A 19,005-nucleotide genomic window follows, 5' to 3' on the forward strand; every position below is an offset into this window, starting at 1 on the left:
ACCGGGAAGTCACTTGATGGTGACCAGCCCGTCCTTGGTCAGGACCATGACCTTGTCGTAGGTGATCCTGTACTCGACCAGGAGGGCGTTGATGCTCTTCGCAGCGCTCGGGACATCCGTGAGCCCCTGACCACGCACGTCCAGCACCAGCCACTGCTGCGCCGGCGCGACCCCCTGGTCATTGCCGGGAAGGTTCCAGCGCCTGCTGCCCAGCTGATTGGCCGCCCGCTGCAGCTGCTCGACAGAACCGGCCGACGGTGTGGTCCGGGTTCCCGGGCTCTGCGGGTCGATCCCGAGTTCGGCCAGGTTCCAGCGCTTGACCTCGACAGCGGTGTTCGAGCTCTTCCGGTAGAACTCGGGCACGGTGCTGAGCTGGGTCTCACCCTTCTCCGTGCCCGGTGCCTGGAACCTTCGCCCCGGCACCCACTCCCCGCCGAACTGCGCGGCGAGCGCGACGCCCGTGTGGATCTCCGCGAGCCGCCACAGCGGCGGCGCCCCGCCCGAACCCGTGCTGCGCGGCTTGCGCACATTGCTGTCGAGGACGGTCAACCCGGAGTTCGCTGCGTGCTGCGCGTCGATCTCCGTGCCGGGCCCCGGTCCGGTGGTGTCGCTGGAGAGCCGATCGGCGGCGGCGTGTCCCTCGAGGAAGTCCTGCATCCTTCCGGCCTGGACGTGCTCGAGGATCTGCTTCGTCATTCGCTCGCTGAGCACCGCGCCGGAGTCGAACAACGCGCGGGCGAGGGCGCGCAGGTCGGCGAGGGTGAGCTTCTCGAGCAGGCGGGCGACGCGGCGCGCGTTGTGGGCGCGCAACGATTTCGCATCCTCGTCGCCGAGCCCCACGATCTCCCACTCCTCGAACCCGTTCCGGCGGAGGAACTCACTGAGCTCCTTGGCCTGGCGGGGGGCCTTGCCCGGCTCGGCCGCCGCGTCGGGGATGGCCGCCACATCCGGGACGAAGCGGGCGACGAGTTCGCCGCGCCCGGGTGTGAAGACGCTGATCTCGCCGGACGCGGCGTCGGTCTCGACCTCGTAGCGGGCCTCGCGGAAGGCAGCGAGTGCGGTGTCGAGGCCGCTCGGAGCTCGAGTGGAGGTGCCCCTGCCCCGCCCCGCCTTGCGGGTCGGGTAGCGGTAGGTGATCCCGTCGCCGGCCGGACGCAGGTCCGGCAGGCGGTCGAGGACAACGATGCGGGCGCGTTCGGCGGTGAGCACCGCGTCGGTCATCGCCTTCTCGGTCCCGGAGAGGGCGTCCCGCAGCAGATCGGCGTCGGTCGCCTTGATCTGGCCGGCGGTCCTGAGGAAGTCGATCAGGCGCCCGTAGTCTCCGATGAGGTCCTTGATCTGCCTGCGCAGCGCCTCGGCCTCCGCCTTGGTGGCTCCCGCCTCGGCGGCATCCGTCCCCGTGATCTCCTGGAGCCGCTTCCCGAGGGCGGCCTGCCGGGCGTCGAGCGTCTCCATTCGCGCGGACAGTGCAGGGCCGAGCGTCTTCGCGTCAACGCGGGCCCGGATCGGGCCGAGGGACGCACCAAGGGCAGAGAGCATCACGTACGACGCCACGGACTGGAAGAGGAAACGTTTCCAGTCCGAGGGGAACTGACCCTGGAACACGCGCTGGCTGAGCGCCCCGATCCCGGCGAAGAGGGCGATGTTGGCGCCTTGGCGTGCGCTGAAACCCAGAACCGCGCCGAGGGTGGAGGTCGCGCCCTTCCCGATCCCCGCAGTGAGTCGCGACGCCCCACCGAAGACGGCGAACATGACGGCGTTCTCGGCGAGTTTGGCCGGAAGCCCGGCCACATCGAACTTCGTTCCGAAGGCGGCAGAGTTCAACGCCTCGTTGGACAGCGTGAACGCGGTCACGTTGCCGACGAACTCGGCGCCCGCGATCACGCGGGCGCCGATGGTGCCCGCTTCGATGGCCTCGGCGCCGAAGGCGAGGGCCGCGCCACTCCTGGCGAGGAGTCCGACTCCGAATCCAGCGAGGAAGCTGAGTGCCAGCACGCCGATCTCCAGCGCCAGCTGCTGGTCCTGGATGGTTTCGGCCCGGGACTTCGCGAAGTCGAAGATCAGCCGGAACTCGACGTTGTCGGTCAGTGAGACGTACGGCGCGAGGTTTCCGCCGGTGACGGCGTGCTGGATCGTCGACGCGAACGAGAGTGCGTTCGTCTTGAGGTCCTCGAAGTCCATCACGACGTGCCTGCTCACCCCCTTGGGTTCGATCCGGCACATCTCCTCATAGAGCAGGAACATGCTCAGGAAGTCGTTCACGGCGGCCCGTTCGATCTGCAGGGTGAGCAGGTCGCGCTGGACCTCGGCCACGTCGGTGAGCGGAAGCCGCTCGCCCGCTTCGTGGCGGGTCAGGAGCGATTCGATGCGAGGCTTGAGGTTGGCCTGGTGGTTCTCCCAGAGCGCGTAGAGGGTCTGGGCGCTCGCGCGTAGCCCGCTCGTGTTCTTCGTCGGCCACTGCGAGTCCGGCGGTTTAAGCGCCGTCCAGATCTCGCGGAATTTCTTGACCTTCGTGGCCTGGTAGAGCGAGGCCTGGTTGCGGTACGCCGAGTCCGCCACCGCGACGGCGGAGGTCATGGCGCTGAAATCGGAGCCCTTGGCGAGCACGTCGTCGTACGGCTTCACCAATTCCTCGTCGATGAACCTGACCTCGTCCGAATCGAACGGGACGTGTTCGTCGACGATCAGGGAGACCTTGCGGTGGATGAGTTCGTCGACGCGTCGCTCCACCCTGGTGACCAGGGGGTCGGCGGTCAGGACGGCGGCGTTCAAGCCGGCGATGTCGCTCTCCGGCCGCGTTGGCAGACCGGCCAGCAGCACGTCTGCCGCCGCGACGAAGGCCGCACCACCGGGCAGCTTGTCCGTGGTGATCCAGAACGAGTGGGCGATCGTCCGGCGCAGTCGTTGCACGGTGGTCTCGATCTGCCGACGCTGCAGCACGCGGGTGAGGGCGCCACCCTCTCTCCGGTCCTTCGCCACGATCCAGTCGTCGAGCTTGCGAAACGCGACGTCCACGGCGGGACCGCGGGCATTGCCACGAGAGGCCAGGAGCCCGTTGAGGGTGGTGATGGAGGCGCCGGCGCCGCTGGTCGCCGACTCGAGGCGCGAGAGCGCGACGTCCGGCTGGAACACGAAGAAGATCACGGCGGCCTCCAGGGCATGGCCGGCGTCCCACTTGTCCTCGACGCGCGTCAGGATCAGGTCGAAGGCGCGCGCGGAAGCGATGGTCGCGAGTTCCTCCAGCGCCTTCCAGTGGAGGACCAGGTTGGAGTCGCGCAAGGCGGCCTCCTGGGGAGCCAGGTCGGGCTCGGGCGGCGGCGGCTGTCGGGGTTGTCGGTGCACGTGGCCGCGGCCGTCGGACGTCGACGGCTGCACGACGTGGGCCAGTTCGTGGGCGATCAGCCGCTGGCCGGTGCTGGTGCCAGGGGCGAAGCGACCGGCACCGAACGTGACGTGCTCACCCACGGTGAACGCCTCCGCGGAGACGCGGTCTGCCGCGGTCGCAGCGGAGTGGTCGGCGTGCACCCGAACAGCTGACAGGTTCGTGCCCAGTCCCGGCTCCGCCCAGGAGCGCACCGCGTCCGGAAGCGGCACTCCCGGATCGTCGGGCGTGGGGTCCTGCGCGACCCCGGCCGGTGCCGTTCCGCTCGCCGCCCGCTGAACGGCCAGGGACGGGCTGCCGGCGCGGGACCGGTAGGGGGGCTCTCCACGGAGTACACGCTCGGCGGTGCGATCGGCCTCGCGCTCGAGCGGGTCACTCGGCGAGCTCACCGCCATGCGGGAGGAGAGTGTTCCCGCACGCACTGTGGGTGGGGAGGCCACCGGCGTCGGCGCGGAACCGTGGCCGGTTCGCTGTACCGGGGGCACCGGGGTCGCGGTGGCTTCCGGCGGCGCGACGCTCATGGTCCGGGAACCGGGCACAGCGGGTCGGCGGGGCTCTCCTCGCGCGGCGGAGGGGTGTCCGGGACGGCGTCCCTGGGGTCGGTGGCGACCAGGACGGCGTGGGTGAGGCTCGAGTCGTTGGCGAGGACGGGGGTGCCGCCCGGGTCCTTCGCGGAGTCCAGCGACTCGACCCAGTCCGGTGTCCGGTCGCCCGGCGCGAACGCGGTGAAGTCGTTGCCCAGCGAGATGTTGAACGCCGCCCGCATGTCGACGTCCGCGCCCACGTCGGCCAGCAGCTTGCCGGTCGCGATGAAGTCGGCGGTGGCCTGGAAGCCGATGCTGGGCGGGATGCAGAACCGCAGCGCCAGCAGCCACCACAGCTGGAACGCCAGCACCACGATCGGCAGGAACAGCAGGAACAGGAAGAACGCGACCAGGAAGAACAGCTCGATCGCGAACGTGCAGATCGCCGCTCCCGCGCCCACCCGGCCGGCCCCCGACCCGGGGATGCCCTTGAACGGGTTCACCATCAGCTGCGAGTCCGGGGGCGTCACGATCCGCACCCCTCCCGGGCCCTGCGGCTCCCCGGCTCGCGCGGCCAGCCGGCGCAGGTCCGGCAGCGTGATCGTCACGTTCCGGTTCTTCGTGCCCGCCGGGTCCATCGGGTCGGCCAGCCGGAACGGCTCGGTCGGCGTGCTGACCCACCTCAGCGGCGGACACCCCGGACGTGGCTGGGACGCGATGCACTCGATCTCGTAGATGGCGTGGTCGTCCAGCTTCGGCTCCGGCAGCGGCGGCCTGCCGCCCGGCTGCGGCGCGAGCCAGTGCTCGTCGGAGAACGTCGGCACGACGCCGAACCACAGCGACCGCGTCCCCGCCGCCTCGCAGTCCGCGTCCCGCTCGCGGACGGGCAGCCGCCACATCGGGAGCGTCTCCTCCTCCTCTTCCTCGAGGACCGGGTCGTCGGCGTCGTCGACGGTCCGCCAGCGGCCGCGTCCCGGCCGGCCCACCAGCCACTCCTGGACGTCGGTGTGCGCGCCGATCCCGGCCAGGTCGTCGGCGAACTCGGCCTCGAACCGGCGCCGCCACGCCACGTCCGCCCACCACACGTCCCTGACGTCGGGCGCGGTGCCGGAGGTCTCGATCCCCTGCGACGTCGCCAGCGCGTGCACCAACTGTGTGGCGACCCGCCGCGCCGGACGCCCCTTCGCCGTCAGTGACGTGTTCAGCCGCCGCATCCGGAACCTCATGGTCAGTTCGGTGTGCGACCCGGCCCTCGGCAGGCCGGGGACGTCGCAGAACAGCTCGACCACCACCACGTAGAAGCGCTGGTGGCTGGGCTGGTACAGCTTGCGAAGGTTCGTCCTGACCAGCTTCGACGTCGCCAGCCGGAGCCGCGTGCTGTCGGTCACCGACGGCGTCGCGGGGACGGGGTACGTCCAGACGTCGTCGGCGCCGAACCGGACGCTGTCCGCCGGGTCCCGCAGGAGCTGCTTGACGAACTGCGCGCTGTCGTACATCTGGAGGCGCGGACGCAACGCCTGCGGCGCGCGCAGGTCGATGCCCTCCCGCACCCGGTCGTACCAGGGGGAGCGGAACACGAAGCCGGCGCTCACCAGATGTTCCCCACTCCCGGGCTGTACAGCGGCGATGTGATCCCGACGCTCGCGTTGAGCGTCGTGCAGTTCACGACCCCGCTGAAGTTCGACGTGGCGGCGTTCACGTTCAGTTCCGGTGCCGTGATGCTCACCTCGGTGTTGGCGGTGATCTCGACCGCGGTCGCGGTCAGTGTGATCGTGCAGCCGCCCTTGTGGGCGATCGTGATCTCCTGCGTGCCCTCGTCGAGCACCACCTTGTGGCCTGCCTTCATCGTGATGCCGACCTTGGGAGCTGCCGCCGTGTCGTCGAACTCCAGCCGGCTGTCGGCCCGCGTCCGCAGCACCCGGATGTTGTTGGCCGCCTTCGGCTCGTCCGGCAACGGGGTGGTGCCGTTCCACGCCGCGCCCACGATATAGGGACGCCGGAAGTCGCCCGCCTCGAACGCGACCACGACCTGGCTGTCCTTCTCGGGTCGCACCTGGAAGCCCTGGTCGGCGTCGGCGTACGGGCTGCACAGCGTCGCCCACGCCCGGACGTCGTTGTCACCGTCCGTGCCGAGGCTCGGGAACCGCACCTGGACGCGGCCCAGCTTGTCGGGGTCGCCGTACAGCTGCGTGACCAGCGCGGGGTAGACCCCGAAGAATCGGGGTCCCTGGCCGTCGACCGGCTCCGGAAGGCCCATCAGGACACCTCGTTGATGGTCGGCCGTTCCGCCTCGAAAGTGGTGCGGAACCCGTTCACGTTGTCGTAGGTGTGCCGCACGCGCGTGACGTAGTAGCCGTCGCCGTCGAACGGTGCCCCCACGTCCTCCAGCCGGAGCTGGGTGCCCACGGTGAGCTCGGCGTTCCCCCGGGCGAGTCCCGTGGCGACGACGAACCGGCGCGCCCTGCGCAGCATCTGGGTGCGGGCCCAGGCGGACGCCTCGGCCGTGGTCAGCGGCACCTCCCGCACCCGGAACGCGGGTCGGCTGCGGAGGGCGCCATCCAGGACCTCGGGCCCGGTGCGCCCGGACGAGGCCTCGGCACGGATGGCGTCGCCGTCGGCGTGCTGGTCGATCACGGCCTTCGTCCGGGCGTCGTAGCCACCCACCGTGACGCGCGAGCGCTGGTGGGCGAGGTCCGCGGTGATCCGGCAGCTCAGCAGGCTGCCCCGATTGACGAGCGTGACCTTCGGGCCCTTGCGGGACGGCCGGTCGCTGAGGTGCAGGGTCGTGCCCTCGCACCAGAGGTCGGCCTGGAGCAGTCGCGCGCGTTCACGCAGGAACGCCAGATCGCTCTGGTTGACCTGCTGCAGCACGTCGTGGCGGGGACCGTCGACCGCGACGTCCGCGTCCAGGCTGTGGAAGGAGGCGATCTGCTGCGCCACCTGGGCGTCGGTGACACCGGTGTAGGTGCGCATCCGGGTGGTCATCCGCAACCGCATGAGCCGGTCCTCCGCCAGCATCACGACCACCGGCTGGCCGCTGTCGCCGTACACCACCTCGATGCCCGAGACCGTGCCGTCGAACACCGTCCGCTGGTTCGTGTCGGTCCCCATGGCCACCGTGAGGTCCGTGCCGAAGTCGAAGATGCTGCCGTCCAGGTGTCGTTGCACGCCCGGCGCCCCCGGGGCGCCGATGCCGGTACCCGCCAGGTGCAGTTCCAGGGTGCGCAACCCCTCCACGCCCTCCTCGACCGCCAGCAGGAGGCAGTCGGTGGCCAGCGCCGGCACCACATCGCCGGAGATCGTGAACACCGGGGACGCGACGCCGAGGAACGGGTCAGTCATCGGAGTCCTCCGCGCGCACCCGGCGCCCCAGCTGCCTCACCCGGGCCTGGGACAGGCGCCACTGGTCGTCTCTGGCTCCGGGCCGGCGTTCCCCCTCGGGCGCGTCCGGGCCGGCCGGGCGTTCGGCGGCAGCGCCGCCCGCCGTCAGTTCGGTGTGGATCTCGCCGACGTGCACCGACATCGCGCCACCTCCCTCCGGTGCTCCGCCAGCAGTGTCACCGTCCCTGCGTTGCGGCAGCGTCACCGCCGGCCCGCGCCCGCAGCGGGATGCCGCGGCCGTAGCTGAGCGCGCGCGGATCCGCCGACGCCATCGCCGCGGCCGACGCCCCGCCGGACGCCCCCGCGCCCACGGCGGGCACGGCGAAGGACGCCCTGGCCCCGGCCTGCGCGGACGCGACCGCGTCCACGTCCACCCGGGCGGAGGCCGTCCCCACGCCGCCCGCCTCGGCGAGGACGAAGCCCGCCCCGGCCTCGGCCGCTGCGCCCCGGCCCAGCGAGCCGATCCCGCTGAGCCCGAGGGCCGCGCGGGCCTGCGCGAGATCGTTCACGGCTGCGCTGGCGGTGAAGCCGCCGTCCGCGCCGATGCCGGCCGATGCCGACACGGAGGCACCCAGCTGCACCTGCGTGCCCGCGGCCAGCGACAGCGGGCTGTCGAGGCCGGCCATTGCCGAGCGCCAGGTGGCCGGGTCGGCGTCGAGGCGCGTGAGGAGCTGCTGGACGCTCTCGCCGGCGTGGGCGAGGGCGGTGAGGGCGGGGTTGGACGTGGGGTTCGTGCCGGGACCGTGCCCCGGGACCGGCGAGGGTGCCGCGGCGCCACCCGCCGACGTCGAACTCCGGCCCCCGGACGGCGGGGTCGTGGTGCGCGAGCCGGGGACGAGCTTCGACGCCTCCCACTTGGGGTTCTGCTCGGTGATGGTCACCGACACCTTGGCCCGCAGCGGCAGCCCTTCGGGAGAGAAGTAGTCCAGCTCCTCGGTGAGCTGCGTGACGATGCCCTTGAACCGGAACGTGCCCCAGACGAACTCGACCGCGGGAGGCGGCTCCTTCGGCTTGTCCTCGGTCGGCTCGGCGAACTGCCGCACAATCCTGGTCAGGACGCGGACGTCCTTCGGGTTCCCGTCCTCGTCGCCCTCCGCGGTGTCGAACTCGAGGTCGAAGGAGAGGGTGGCCGACTGGACCGACGGCATCACGCGCTTCTGGGTGTTGGTCGTCGCCCCGCCCTTGTCGATGTTGTTCGACCGGCTGATCTTCAGGGTGGTGGGGTTGAACTGCACCTTGAAGACGCCCTCGGGGTCGGGCTCGAGTGACGGTTTGCCGTCCTTGCCCTTCGCCGCGACCTGCTTGAGCCGGGTCAGCGTCGCGGTGGCGACGTCGCTCATCCCCGCACCTCCATCCGGAGCCCTTCATGGACGATGTGCAACTCCTCGATCGCGATCTCGCCGGTCTTCGCGTTCAGGGTCGGCCCGGTCACCTTCTGCGGCAGGCCGCGATCGAAGGTCCAGGTGGCGAGCGGCGTGCGCAGATGGGGACCGTAGACCTGGATCCGGCCGTCGTAGCGCGTCACGGGGAGCCGGCCGCTGACCATGTGGGTGAGCCACGTCCAGAGGGCGGCGTCGGCGGTGGAGCGGGCGTCCGCGGAGAACATCCCGCGCTTCAGCACGATCGGCACCAGCTTCACCCGGCCCACCCGGCGGACGACCCGGTCGTTGCGGCCGCCCTCGAGGTACTCCTTCACGTCGGCCTCCAGGTCGAGGCCGCTGCACTCGGCGAACTGGCCCTCGTGATCGAGGACGCCGGGGTCCAGGGGCGCGGCCGCCTTGCTGTTGGTCCCGCCGCCGACCACCCGGGTCAGGGTGACCCGGAAGCGGAACGCGGGCAGCAGGAAGACGTCACTCATCGCCGGTCACCGAGAGGCTGCCGTCGGGGTCGCGGGCGATCCGGACGAGGATGTACTCCAGCGGCTGGGCCGGGGCGACGCCGATCTCGGTGACCAGCCGACCGAGCGCCTGGGACGACGGCGGGTTCAGGTCGTCCCCGCACCGGACGAAGAACGACTCGGCCTCGGTGCGCCCTGCGAACGCCCCGCGCGCGGCGAGCCCCCGCAGGAAGCCGGTCACCGTGCGCAGCAGCCGTTCCCGCAGTTCGGCGGTGTTCGGCTCGAACGCCAGCCACTGGGTCTCTCGCTCGAGGCTCAGCCGCAGCATGGTCATCAGGCGCCGGACGCTGAGTTGCCGGTAGTCCGGATCGGTGGACAGGGTCCGCGCGGCGGTGAGCCGGAACCCGTCCCGTTCGGCCCGGTAGACGTTGATGCCCATCCCGTGCAGGCGGTCGTGGAGGGCGTCGGTGACGACGGCCTCCGCCCTGACCGCGTCCCTGGCCAGTTCGTTGGCCGGCCCCCACGGCAGGCCGAGCCGCAGCTCCCGTTCGGCGATGATGCCCGCCGCGAAGGAGGACGGCGGCACGGCGACGGCGGTCCCGTCCGCCCCCGCCACGGCCAGCCACGGGTGGTAGGCGGCCGCGTAGCCGGAGTCGAAGCGGGCGCGCCAGGCGGTGACCTGGCCGAGTGAGAGCCCGTCGGGCACGTCGAGCAGTGCGACGAACCGCTGCCGCCGCGACGCGATGTCGACGACCTGCGCCTGGCGGCGGGTGAGCTCGGCGAGGTCGGCCGGCGCACGTGGGTCGAGACCGCGGGGCGCGGCCTGCACGGGGGTCGGCTCCGGCTCGGGGCGGGCGGGGTCGCACGCGCTGCAGCAGCACGTCCGCGGCGCCGTGGGGTGCGATGCCGGCGGGGGCGGCGAGGGCTCGTAGGGCCGCCACGCCAGGTCGGGGACGCAGAGCAGCCCGATCTCGTCCACGCGCGCGACCCGGTCCACACCGACGTGCCGCGCGAGCCGGTCCGGGGTCTCGTCCTCGTCGAGGTCGTCGCCGTCGTCGGAGTCGGGGTCGAAGAAGGAGTCTGCGTCGATCAGGTGCGACCGGTCGACGCCGGGAACGTCGAGGTCGACGCGCAGCGGACCCAGCGACACGTCCGGCTCCAGTGTCGTGGGCCAGTCGTCCGTGGCGACGACCAGGTGGGGTTCGCCGGCGAGCACCGAGGGGAGCCAGCGGGGATGGCCCGCGTGCAGCCCGAGGCCGGTGATCCGTTCGCCGGGGCGCCCGGGTTCGTCAATCTGCAGCGTGCCGGTGACGACCTCGCCGGTGACCGTCTCGCCGGGGCCTACCGCCAGCGGGGCGTCCAGCCAGACCCGCGGGCGGTCGCCGCGCGCCAGCCGCTCGTCGATCCGGTCCACCCAGCGCAGTGCCGTCGCCTCGGGGTGGCCGGGGACCGACAGCCGCAGCAGCGTCCCCGGAGTCACGACGGTTCCCGGCGGCAGCCGCAGGGCGTCCTGCGCCTCCCGGACGGCGTCGCCCCGCTGCCCCACCTGGAAGGTCAGGACGAGGCGGAGCAGGTTACCCCAGGCGCCCTCGCTCGACGCCCGCAGCACCGGCGCGGGCCCGCTGTCTCCCGGCGTGCCGATCCGGAACAGGGCCGTCGCCCGCGTCGTGGGCGCCGCGTCCGGAGCGTGGGGCGCGAGCCGGACCACCCACGCGCGTTCCCCGCCCTGGCGGAAGAAGGTGGCCACCGCGTACGGCAGCAGCCGGACGGGCCCGCCCGGGGCCGGGTCGAGCCCGCCGAACGCCTGCACGAACTCCGACCAGCGGGTGACCAGCACCGGCTCGTCCACCGGTCCCCGCGGCGCGACACCCACGAAGCCGGCGATGTCCAGCCGCACCCTGCCGAGCCCGTCCGGCGTCCGTGGGGGCGCGAGGAAGACGCCGGGGTGACCCGGCGTCCGGAGCCCGGCGGTGAGCGTCACGACTTGAAGTCGATCTGCTCCGCGACCAGGTGCAGTTCCTCCATCGCCACCTCGCCGCCGCCCTTGCCCGCCAGCGTCGGCCCGACCCACTTCTTGGGCTGGGCGTTGCGCAGCACCCACGAGCACACGTCCTGGCGGGACTCGTCCATCAGCGTGATCGTGACCGTGCGCGGGTCGAGGTCGCCCTCCCGCTGGGCCTTGAGCCAGCTGAACAGCCGCAGGTCGCCGATCACGCCGCGCTTGAGGGTCACGTCGTCCGTGCTGTTGATGTTGGGCACCTTGCGGACGTGGTTGTCCGTGTCGTTGCCGTTGCGGTACTCGGAGTACTTGATCTCGTTGCCGAGGCCGCTCACGTCGGAGAAGCCGCCGACGATCTGCGCCTCACCGCCCTCGTCGCCCAGCTTCACCAGGAAGTTGAACGCGCCGTACGGGTTGTCTCTGGTTGCCATGGTTCACCTGCCTCGTGGTGGTCAGCTCTGCTGCGCGTCGGCGGTCCACTGGCCGATGCGGAAGATCACGAACTCGGCCGGGTAGGTCGGGGCGACGCCGATGAGGCAGATCATCCGGCCGTTGTCGAGGTCGTTCTGGGTCATGGTGGTGCGGTCGCAGCGGACGAAGAACGCCTCCTCGGGCTTGGTGCCCATCAGGGCGCCCGTCCGCCAGACCGTGATCAGGAAGTCCTCGATGCTCTGCCGGATGGACGCCCACAGGCGCTCGTTGTTCGGCTCGAACACCGCCCACTGGGTGGAGCGGTCGATCGAGTGCTCCAGGTACAGGAAGAGCCGTCGTACGTTGACGTACTTCCACTCGGGGTCCGAGCTCATCGTCCGGGCGCCCCAGACCCGGTTCGCCCTGCCCTCGAAGAAGCGCAGGGCGTTGATGCCCTCGGGGTTCAGGACGGACTGCCGGTCGAACGTGACGTTCTGCCGGAACCCGGTGATCCCGAGCACGACCTCGTTCGCGGGCGCCTTGTGGACGCCCCTGGCGATGTCGCTGCGGGCGTAGATGCCGGCGGTGAACCCGCTCGGCGGCAGCTGCAGGGACGCGGGCGCTGCGCCCGGGTCGGGCCGGGCGGTGGGGTCGAGGATGTCCATCCACGGGTAGTAGAGCGCGGCGTAGCGGGTGTCGAACTGTGCGCGGAAGGCGCGCACCTGCGAGATCGAGCTGTCCCTGGGTGGGTCGACGATGCCGATCCGGTAGGACTTCGGGGCCTCGCAGTGTCCGATCAGGTTGTTGGTGGCCGTGATCTGCTCGTCCAGCGTGAACCGGACCGCGTCCGGAGTGGCGACGATGGCGATGTCCTCGACCTCCGCGAGGGCGGCCAGCCCCGTGGCCGCCTTCTTCTCGTCGTCGGGGTCGGCGACGTCGCCGGCGATGTCGGCGGCGGTGACCGCCGTGCCCTCGGTGGCTCCCGAGAGGTACGCCTCGGCGGCTAGGGGGAGCAGGGCCGTGACGAGGGCGCTCGCGTCCAGCGATGCGGGCGGGACGCTCCCGGTGTCGAACCACACCAGCGACAGCTCGTCGACGGGGTCCTCGGCCTGCAGCACGTTGGCCAGCGCCCGCGGGTGCACGGCGTCCAGTTCGAGGCCGGGGTAGGAGTCGAGCCGCTGGTTGCCCCAGCGGACGTTGACGGTGACCGTCAGGTGGGCCACGGCGCCGACCCCTGCCGGCACGGCGGTGACCGCGCCGCCCGCGCCGCGGAAGCCGAGCGTGCCGTCCGCGCCCCTGGCGACGACCTGCACGTTGCCCGCGACCGGGGCGACCGCAGGGACGTCCCTGGGGATGTCCGCCACCGCTGCGAACGTCTCCACCGCAGCCCCGGGCAGGACGCCCTTCAGCACCGGGTTCGCGCCGTTGGCGCCGGGGATGAGGATGTTCTTGCTGCGCTGGAAGGTCACCGACACCGCGAACTCGTTGCCCGCGCCACCCGGCCAGCGGGACCGGAAGGTGCCGACGGCGGGGTTGCCGACCGGCAGGGCGGCGAAGTTCCCTGCGAGGGTGATCGCGCCGGTGTTGGCGTCGGTGGTGAACGGGAAGACCCGGGACACGTACAGCCGGCGGCCGCCGTTGGCGAAGAACGCCCGGGCAGCGTAGGCGAGGTAGTTCTGCCGGTCGGCCAGGCCGGCGTCGCCCACGTCGCCGAGGTCGCCGAACGCACGCTCGAACTCGGTGAAACTGGTCACCAGCGTGGGGCCGGGCACCATCACGAGCGGACGCGGCCAGTTGGGCGGCGTCAGGAAGTACGGGACGGGACCGTAGCGGGTGAGTCCGGCCATCCCGAAGGTCGAGGTCGCGACGCCCTCGATCGAACGGGACCGGAAGCTCGTCTCTTCGACGTAGACGCCGGGAGTGAGGTACTCGGGCATGGTGGCTCTCCTCAGGGAAGGAACGGGACGTCGTCGGTGAGGACGTGTTCCTCACCGACGCTGACGGTGACCTGCAGGGTCGGGGCGGTGTTGGGGACGTGGTCGGCGCTCGGGGTGAGCCCGCGCAGCAGCGGGTTGTCGAGGTCGCCGGCGGCGGGCGGATTGGCCGGCCGGGTCACCGGCTCGACCGGCGGCCAGGCCAGCACGGACGCGGGCGCCTGCACGCGGAGGCGGACGTCGACCGTGCTCTGGACGGGGTTCTGGTTGGTGTCGGTGAGGAGCAGGAGGAACTCGCCCCTGTCGTCGCCGTGGGCGTGGCCGAGGACGGTGCCGCCGAGGTCGGTGGCGTCCACCCGCGCCCACGGCAGGGGGCCCGCCGCGTCGGTGACCCGGCCGCGGATCGCGGTGGTGCCGCGGGGGACGGGGTGGGCGGCGCCGGGGAACAGCCACACCGGCAGTGTCCGCGCGGCGACGGCGACGAGGTGGGCGGGCAGCGGGTCGACCAGGTCCGCCCACGGCCACGGCGTCACGCCCAGGCGGCGAGCGACGTAGCGGCGGGTCGGGTCGAACAGGCGGATGGTGAGGACGGCCGGACGCGCGGGTGTCGCGCGGAGCCGGAACCGTCCGCCCCCCGCCGGTTCGAGGTCGACGCACGGCCACCAGGCCGGGGCCCCGGGCGGCAGGAGGTGGCCGGACGCCTCCCACCCCACCCGCAGCGGCGCGGTGGCTCCGCGGTCGGTGACGGCGTCCCTGGCGACCAGGCCGAGCGCGAGCCGGTGCAGCACCGGCACGGCGCCGACGCTGGTGTCGATGGTGTCGGCGGTCATGGCGTCAGCGCGTCCTCGAGCCGGTCCACGCGCGCCGCGACCGTGCCCACCGGCGTCCCCACGGCCTGCGGGACGGAGTCCAGGCAGATCACCCGCGCGAGGTAGGGGAGCTGGAGCCGGTAGTCGGTGCTGAGGGCCTGGAAGGCCTCGCTCATCGAGTCCATGGCGAGGTCGTCGGTGACCACCTGCACCATGTCCCCGGGCCGCCACGGGTTGACGGTGGCGCCCCCGGCCCAGGTCACCGGCAGCAGCAGCGGGCCGGTGAGGATCCCCTCGCCCTCGAGGACGGACGCGGCCAGGCCGAGCCACAGCAGTTCCTCCTCGACCGTCGCCGCGAACGCCCCGAGCAGGAAATGCAGCCGCAGCGGGATCCGCGGGATCCCGTCCGCGCCGGCCACGGCGGACCAGCCGGCCCTGGTCTGGGTGTCGACGCTGACCCGGTAGCAGAACACCGAGATCGACGGCTGCTGGATCAGCTGGCCGTTGTTCTGGGCCATGGTCTTGAGCTGGCGGGTGTTCGCGAGCATGGCGGCCAGCCCCGCGCCGCCGTCGCGTTCGGCGAAGCGGCGGTTGAGCAGGGCGACGATGCTGACGCCCGCCGCCTTCAGTGCCTGGAAGCCCGCCATGGCAGCCATCGTCGGGGCGGCGCGTCACCGGTCCGTCGCCCACCCCGGTCCGCGCGACGCGTCCGTGACAGTGGGCTGGCCAGAGTCGGTCTGCCGTCACCGAAGGGAGCAACGATGAGCACGGACCAGCCCGGCAAGCACGACGAGGAGGAGTGGCACGACTGTCGGCCACCGGCGACGGACTGCGGGTGCGACCCGACGTCCTCGATCGACGAACGGAAGTGCCGCGACCAGGGCCTCACCGCGCAACTGGACTACACCAAGCAGCACAGTGACGCGCTGGAGAAGGCCCGCGGCGACTACGACACCGCCCGGACGGCCTACCGCGAGGCCCGGCACGATGCCGCGCTGAAGGTGCAGGACATGAAGCACCAGGTGAAGCACCTGATCGAGCGGATCAAGTGCCTCATCGAGCAGGAGCGGGTCGTGCGCTGCCTGGACGAGGCGTTCGCGCAGGTGTGCACGGAGCTGGACTGCTGCGAGGGCCCGCTGGGTTGCTGCGTGGAGGAGGTCGAGTTCGACGCCGAGCCGCCCGAGCGCTACCGCAAGCTCGTCCACCGGATCGACCGCTACACGCAGGTGGTCACGAAGGCCCAGACGTGCTTCACGACGCTGGTCGGGGAGCCGGCAGCACTCTCCGCGCGGGTCGTCGCGGTCAAGGCCGACCTCGACGCGATCACCGCGGCGCTGGCCGACGACGCCGCCAAGGTGGACCTGAAGAAGCAGTACGCGACCGCGCTGGTGGCCCGGCGGAAGCTGGAGCGGATCTGGAACGGGTTCGCCGACAGCGCCGCGTACATCGAGTGCCTGTGCCACGCGCTGAAGACCTGGGCGGACGGTGTCGACGCGATCTCCCTGCTCACCGGCGCGAAGGCGGTCCTCGACTGCCGACGGCAGTCGGCCAAGGACTGGTGCACGTGGCTGGTCGGCGGACCGGTGGCGGAGATCCTGGTGATCTACGACCGGACGTGTATCTCTGACAAGCCTTGCGGCTCCGACAAGCCGGAAGAGCCGGAGGGAGAGCATCCCGACGACTGTGGGTGCGGCAAGCACGGCGAGGAGCCGTCGACGCCGGAGCAGGCGCCCGCCCCGGAGCAGACCGGGGCGTGACCGGAGGCGGTCGGCGTCGGGCACCGGTGTGACGCGATCGTGACGCACGCTCCGTACGGTCGGGATTCTCAGACTTCCCCGGGGGAGGGGGCTGGTCATGACCGTTGCCTACATCGAGCCGTTCGAAGCGGTCGCCGACGTGGTGCACCTGCTGGGAGACCCGTACGTGGTGCAGGGCGGACGCCGCTGTCCTGTGCCGGAGGGCTGTAAACGGCTGTTGGCGTTCGTCGCCCTGCAGGGGGGCAGGGTGGACCGTCGCCACGCCGCGGGCTCGCTGTGGCCGGACGGGTCGGAGGACCGTGCGTCCGGGAACCTGCGTTCGGCGCTGTGGCGGCTGCGGGGTGCCGGGATCGACGTGCTCGAGTCGGACAAGGTGAGCATCTCCCTGTGCGAGGGGACCACCACCGACCTCGACGAGCTGTGCGACTGGGCGGACCGGCTGCTCTCGGGGACGGCGAGCGATGCCGACCTGCACGTGCCGGAGTGGACGTCCACGGTGTCGGAGTTGTTGCCCGGCTGGTACGACGAGTGGGTGATCTTCGAGCGCGAGCGGATCCGGCAGCGCATGCTGCACGCCCTCGAGGTGCTCAGCCAGCTGCTCTGCCGTGCGCACCGCTACGGTGAGGCGATCGACGCCGCGATGGACGCGGTCGCGATCGAGCCGTTGCGGGAGACCGCCCACCGGGCGCTGGCGGAGGCGCACGTCGCAGAGGGCAACTGCGTGGAGGCCCGCCGGGCGTTCCTGCGCTACCGCGACCTGGCCCGCCGCGAGCTGGGCGTCGAGCCCAGCGCGGAGTTCCAGTCGTGGCTGCGGTCCTCCGCCTTCGGGCGCCGGGTCGAGCCGGGCCGGGCGGGCGTCCGCTGATTCCGGCGTCCGACGCGGGCGTCAGTCGAGGAAGATGTCCGGTTGCAGGTCCTCGTCCAGGGTGCCCGGGACGGCGGCGTAGCCGGAGAAGTCGGTGACGCCCACCCCGCGCAGCACGTCCTCCACGATCAGGGACGCTCCCGTGCACGCGCTGCTCGGTCGGCAGAGCACCACGTGGGCGGCGTCGGCGTACACCTCCGGCGTCCGGCTGGCCCGCATCATCGCCTCGCCGCCGAGGGAGTAGCGGACGGCCGCCGTCGCGATGGTCGTGCGCGGCCACAGCGTGTTGGCGGCGATCCCGTCGCTCGCGTACTCCGCGGCGAGGCCGAGGGTGGCCAGCGTCATCCCGTACTTGGCGAGCATGTAGCCGGGGAACGCGCCCAGCCATGCCGGCCGCAGGTTCAGCGGCGGCGACAGCGACAGGATGTGCGGGTTCTCCGCCCTGCGCAGCCACGGCAGTGCCGCGCGCGACAGCATGAAGGTGCCGCGCACGTTCACGTCCTGCATCAGGTCGTACCGCTTGGCGGGCAGGTCGGTGCTGCCGGACAGGTCGATCACGGACGCGTTGTTCACCACGATGTCGATCCCGCCGAACGCGTCCACGGTGGCCGCGACCGCGCGGGCGATGTCGTCGTCGTCGCGGACGTCGCCGACCACCGCGAGGGCCCGCCCGCCGGCCGCGACGACGGCCTCCGCCGCGGTGTGCACCGTGCCCTCCAGCTTCGGGTGCGGCGTGTCGGTCTTGGCCAGCAGGGCGACGTTCGCCCCGTCCCGCGCGGCCCGCAGCGCGATCGCCAGCCCGATCCCGCGGCTCCCGCCCGAGAGCAGGAGCGTCCGCCCTTCCAGCGTCGCCATGGGTCAGTGCCGCCGCGACCGGGCCGCGAACGCGGCCACCCTGACCCGGGAGACCTCGGTGTCGAAGGCCCTGCCGATGGTGGCGGCCTCGTCGGCGAGGCTCTCCACGAACGGGCGGGACGCGCCCGCGCGGACGAGCCGCTTGGCCTGTCCGAACGCCGCCGTCGCGCCGTCCAGCCAGGCGCGGGCGACCTCTTCGGCCCGCGCGGCCACGTCCTCGGGCGGCACCACCTCCGTGACCAGGCCCCAGTCCAGCGCGGTGCCCGCGTCCAGCGAGCGGTCGGACAGCAGCAGCTGCAGGGCGCGCCGCTCGCCGACCGCGCGCGCGAGCAGGGTGGACGTGCCGAGGTCGGGGGTGAGCCCGATGTCGGCGTACTTCGACACGAACCGGGCCGACGCGGACGCCACGACGTAGTCGGCGGTGAGCATCAGCCCGAGCCCACCGCCGGCGACGGCGCCCTCGACGGCTGCCACCACGGGGGTGGCCGAGGCGACCAGCGCGCGGATGCCCTCGTTGATCACCTCGGCCAGCTTCGTCACGGCCGCGCCGCCCTCGCCCGAGCGGGCCATGTGCACCACGTCCCCGCCCGCGCAGAAGGCGCTGCCCGCCGCATCGAGCAGCACCGCGCCGACCGAAGGGTCGGCCGCGACCTGCAGGGCGACGGCGCGCCAGCGTCCGGCCATCTCCGCGTCGACGGCATTCAGGGACGCGGGCCGGTTGAGCGTGATGCGTGCGAGCCCGTCCGTGATGTCGAGCAGGACGCTGTCGGACATGGTGCTCCTTCGTCGGGACGGCCGCGCAGGCTCCCAGTGAACCCGGAACGGGGGAGCGGCGCCAGTGCCCTGCGACCGGCGGCGGGACCGCGACGGGCCTAGGCTGTCGGCATGGACGAGACGGACAGCGGCGTCGAACGGCTCAGGGACCAGGTCGTGCAGGTACGGGTGCGGGCGATCGCGGCCAATCGCGCGCTGATCGTCGAGCTGACGGGCCTCTGGCGGGAACTGAACGAGCTCGCCGACGGCGACCCCGACGCCCGGATCCTCCGCGAGGAGGTCGCCGCGGACATCGCACGGCTCGAGAAGGTCGACCTGGCCTTCGACACCGAGTGGCTCGCGGAAGCCAAGCGCGTCCCCCGACGCTGAGTCGACCACGGGATCCCGGCTTTCGCCGGGATGACGGTGGTGGGTATGTCATCCCGGGCTTGACCCGGGATCTCCGCGTGGGAGCCGTCGGCATCGTGTCCGAGCGGC

Annotated in this window: 17 protein-coding genes; 3 read left to right on the forward strand and 14 right to left on the reverse strand. The window is 72.2% G+C overall.

Features of this window, described 5'->3' with window-relative positions; all coding sequences use genetic code 11:
- Nucleotides 1–9 precede the first annotated feature (9 nt).
- From QM779_RS01470 to QM779_RS01525, 12 genes are all read right to left on the reverse strand, one after another.
- The gene (locus QM779_RS01470; protein ID WP_428530522.1) at nt 10–3,777 is read right to left on the reverse strand and encodes an eCIS core domain-containing protein; all 3,768 of its coding nucleotides are present in this window, start codon (nt 3,775–3,777) and stop codon (nt 10–12) included.
- A 122-nt stretch (nt 3,778–3,899) separates the two neighbouring features.
- A complete protein-coding gene (locus QM779_RS01475; protein WP_428530525.1) occupies nt 3,900–5,498 on the reverse strand; it encodes a hypothetical protein in 1,599 nt (532 codons plus the stop codon).
- Nucleotides 5,495–6,163: a phage baseplate assembly protein V gene (locus tag QM779_RS01480; protein WP_428530528.1), complete on the reverse strand. Its 669-nt coding sequence runs from the start codon at nt 6,161–6,163 to the stop codon at nt 5,495–5,497. Before QM779_RS01480 ends, QM779_RS01475 begins: the two co-directional genes overlap by 4 nt.
- Nucleotides 6,163–7,248 (reverse strand): phage late control D family protein, encoded by a 1,086-nt coding sequence (locus QM779_RS01485; protein ID WP_428530531.1) that lies wholly within the window; start codon nt 7,246–7,248, stop codon nt 6,163–6,165. The genes QM779_RS01480 and QM779_RS01485 overlap by 1 nt, the downstream gene beginning before the upstream one ends.
- On the reverse strand, nt 7,241–7,429 hold the full coding sequence (locus QM779_RS01490; protein WP_428530534.1) for a hypothetical protein: 189 nt from the start codon (nt 7,427–7,429) through the stop codon (nt 7,241–7,243). Before QM779_RS01490 ends, QM779_RS01485 begins: the two co-directional genes overlap by 8 nt.
- A gap of 34 nt (nt 7,430–7,463) precedes the next feature.
- Nucleotides 7,464–8,627 carry a hypothetical protein gene (locus QM779_RS01495; RefSeq protein WP_428530537.1) on the reverse strand — a complete coding sequence of 388 codons (1,164 nt, stop codon included), beginning with the start codon at nt 8,625–8,627 and terminating at the stop codon, nt 7,464–7,466.
- The gene (locus QM779_RS01500; protein WP_428530540.1) at nt 8,624–9,145 is read right to left on the reverse strand and encodes a phage tail protein; all 522 of its coding nucleotides are present in this window, start codon (nt 9,143–9,145) and stop codon (nt 8,624–8,626) included. The genes QM779_RS01495 and QM779_RS01500 overlap by 4 nt, the downstream gene beginning before the upstream one ends.
- Nucleotides 9,138–11,105, reverse strand: a complete 1,968-nt coding sequence (locus QM779_RS01505; protein WP_428530543.1) for a phage tail sheath family protein — start codon at nt 11,103–11,105, stop codon at nt 9,138–9,140. The genes QM779_RS01500 and QM779_RS01505 overlap by 8 nt, the downstream gene beginning before the upstream one ends.
- On the reverse strand, nt 11,102–11,554 hold the full coding sequence (locus QM779_RS01510) for a phage tail protein (RefSeq protein ID WP_428530546.1): 453 nt from the start codon (nt 11,552–11,554) through the stop codon (nt 11,102–11,104). Before QM779_RS01510 ends, QM779_RS01505 begins: the two co-directional genes overlap by 4 nt.
- 21 nt (nt 11,555–11,575) lie before the next feature.
- A complete protein-coding gene (locus tag QM779_RS01515; protein WP_428530549.1) occupies nt 11,576–13,471 on the reverse strand; it encodes a phage tail sheath family protein in 1,896 nt (631 codons plus the stop codon).
- A gap of 11 nt (nt 13,472–13,482) precedes the next feature.
- Complete coding sequence (locus QM779_RS01520; RefSeq protein ID WP_428530552.1) at nt 13,483–14,298, reverse strand: hypothetical protein; 816 nt, start codon at nt 14,296–14,298, stop codon at nt 13,483–13,485.
- On the reverse strand, nt 14,295–14,924 hold the full coding sequence (locus tag QM779_RS01525) for a Pvc16 family protein (protein WP_428530555.1): 630 nt from the start codon (nt 14,922–14,924) through the stop codon (nt 14,295–14,297). The genes QM779_RS01520 and QM779_RS01525 overlap by 4 nt, the downstream gene beginning before the upstream one ends.
- Before the next feature lie 114 nt (nt 14,925–15,038).
- Here QM779_RS01525 and QM779_RS01530 point away from each other — a divergent pair, with 114 nt between their 5' ends.
- Together QM779_RS01530 and QM779_RS01535 are read left to right on the forward strand one after the other, a co-directional pair.
- Nucleotides 15,039–16,034: a hypothetical protein gene (locus tag QM779_RS01530; RefSeq protein ID WP_428530558.1), complete on the forward strand. Its 996-nt coding sequence runs from the start codon at nt 15,039–15,041 to the stop codon at nt 16,032–16,034.
- A 97-nt stretch (nt 16,035–16,131) separates the two neighbouring features.
- Nucleotides 16,132–16,899, forward strand: coding sequence for an AfsR/SARP family transcriptional regulator (locus QM779_RS01535; protein WP_428530561.1), 768 nt, complete (start codon nt 16,132–16,134; stop codon nt 16,897–16,899).
- 21 nt (nt 16,900–16,920) lie between these two features.
- Here QM779_RS01535 and QM779_RS01540 read toward each other — a convergent pair whose 3' ends face one another.
- Complete coding sequence (locus QM779_RS01540; RefSeq protein WP_428530564.1) at nt 16,921–17,754, reverse strand: SDR family oxidoreductase; 834 nt, start codon at nt 17,752–17,754, stop codon at nt 16,921–16,923.
- Between the two features lie 3 nt (nt 17,755–17,757).
- Complete coding sequence (locus QM779_RS01545; protein WP_428530567.1) at nt 17,758–18,528, reverse strand: enoyl-CoA hydratase/isomerase family protein; 771 nt, start codon at nt 18,526–18,528, stop codon at nt 17,758–17,760.
- A 111-nt stretch (nt 18,529–18,639) separates the two neighbouring features.
- Here QM779_RS01545 and QM779_RS01550 point away from each other — a divergent pair, with 111 nt between their 5' ends.
- A complete protein-coding gene (locus QM779_RS01550; RefSeq protein ID WP_428530570.1) occupies nt 18,640–18,897 on the forward strand; it encodes a hypothetical protein in 258 nt (85 codons plus the stop codon).
- The last annotated feature ends 108 nt before the right edge of the window (nt 18,898–19,005 follow it).

Source organism: Propionicimonas sp., assembly GCF_049840635.1.
Lineage (GTDB): Bacteria > Actinomycetota > Actinomycetes > Propionibacteriales > Propionibacteriaceae > Propionicimonas.

Coding starts and splice junctions, on each gene's coding strand:
- QM779_RS01545 (WP_428530567.1), bottom strand. CDS start 18,528: ATGTCCGACAGCGTCCTGCTCGACATCACGGACGGGCTCGCACGCATC.
- QM779_RS01540 (WP_428530564.1), bottom strand. CDS start 17,754: ATGGCGACGCTGGAAGGGCGGACGCTCCTGCTCTCGGGCGGGAGCCGC.
- QM779_RS01515 (WP_428530549.1), bottom strand. CDS start 13,471: ATGCCCGAGTACCTCACTCCCGGCGTCTACGTCGAAGAGACGAGCTTC.
- QM779_RS01500 (WP_428530540.1), bottom strand. CDS start 9,145: ATGAGTGACGTCTTCCTGCTGCCCGCGTTCCGCTTCCGGGTCACCCTG.
- QM779_RS01520 (WP_428530552.1), bottom strand. CDS start 14,298: ATGACCGCCGACACCATCGACACCAGCGTCGGCGCCGTGCCGGTGCTG.
- QM779_RS01495 (WP_428530537.1), bottom strand. CDS start 8,627: ATGAGCGACGTCGCCACCGCGACGCTGACCCGGCTCAAGCAGGTCGCG.
- QM779_RS01480 (WP_428530528.1), bottom strand. CDS start 6,163: ATGGGCCTTCCGGAGCCGGTCGACGGCCAGGGACCCCGATTCTTCGGG.
- QM779_RS01490 (WP_428530534.1), bottom strand. CDS start 7,429: ATGTCGGTGCACGTCGGCGAGATCCACACCGAACTGACGGCGGGCGGC.
- QM779_RS01525 (WP_428530555.1), bottom strand. CDS start 14,924: ATGGCGGGCTTCCAGGCACTGAAGGCGGCGGGCGTCAGCATCGTCGCC.
- QM779_RS01535 (WP_428530561.1), top strand. CDS start 16,132: ATGACCGTTGCCTACATCGAGCCGTTCGAAGCGGTCGCCGACGTGGTG.
- QM779_RS01510 (WP_428530546.1), bottom strand. CDS start 11,554: ATGGCAACCAGAGACAACCCGTACGGCGCGTTCAACTTCCTGGTGAAG.
- QM779_RS01530 (WP_428530558.1), top strand. CDS start 15,039: ATGAGCACGGACCAGCCCGGCAAGCACGACGAGGAGGAGTGGCACGAC.
- QM779_RS01485 (WP_428530531.1), bottom strand. CDS start 7,248: ATGACTGACCCGTTCCTCGGCGTCGCGTCCCCGGTGTTCACGATCTCC.
- QM779_RS01550 (WP_428530570.1), top strand. CDS start 18,640: ATGGACGAGACGGACAGCGGCGTCGAACGGCTCAGGGACCAGGTCGTG.
- QM779_RS01470 (WP_428530522.1), bottom strand. CDS start 3,777: ATGGCGGTGAGCTCGCCGAGTGACCCGCTCGAGCGCGAGGCCGATCGC.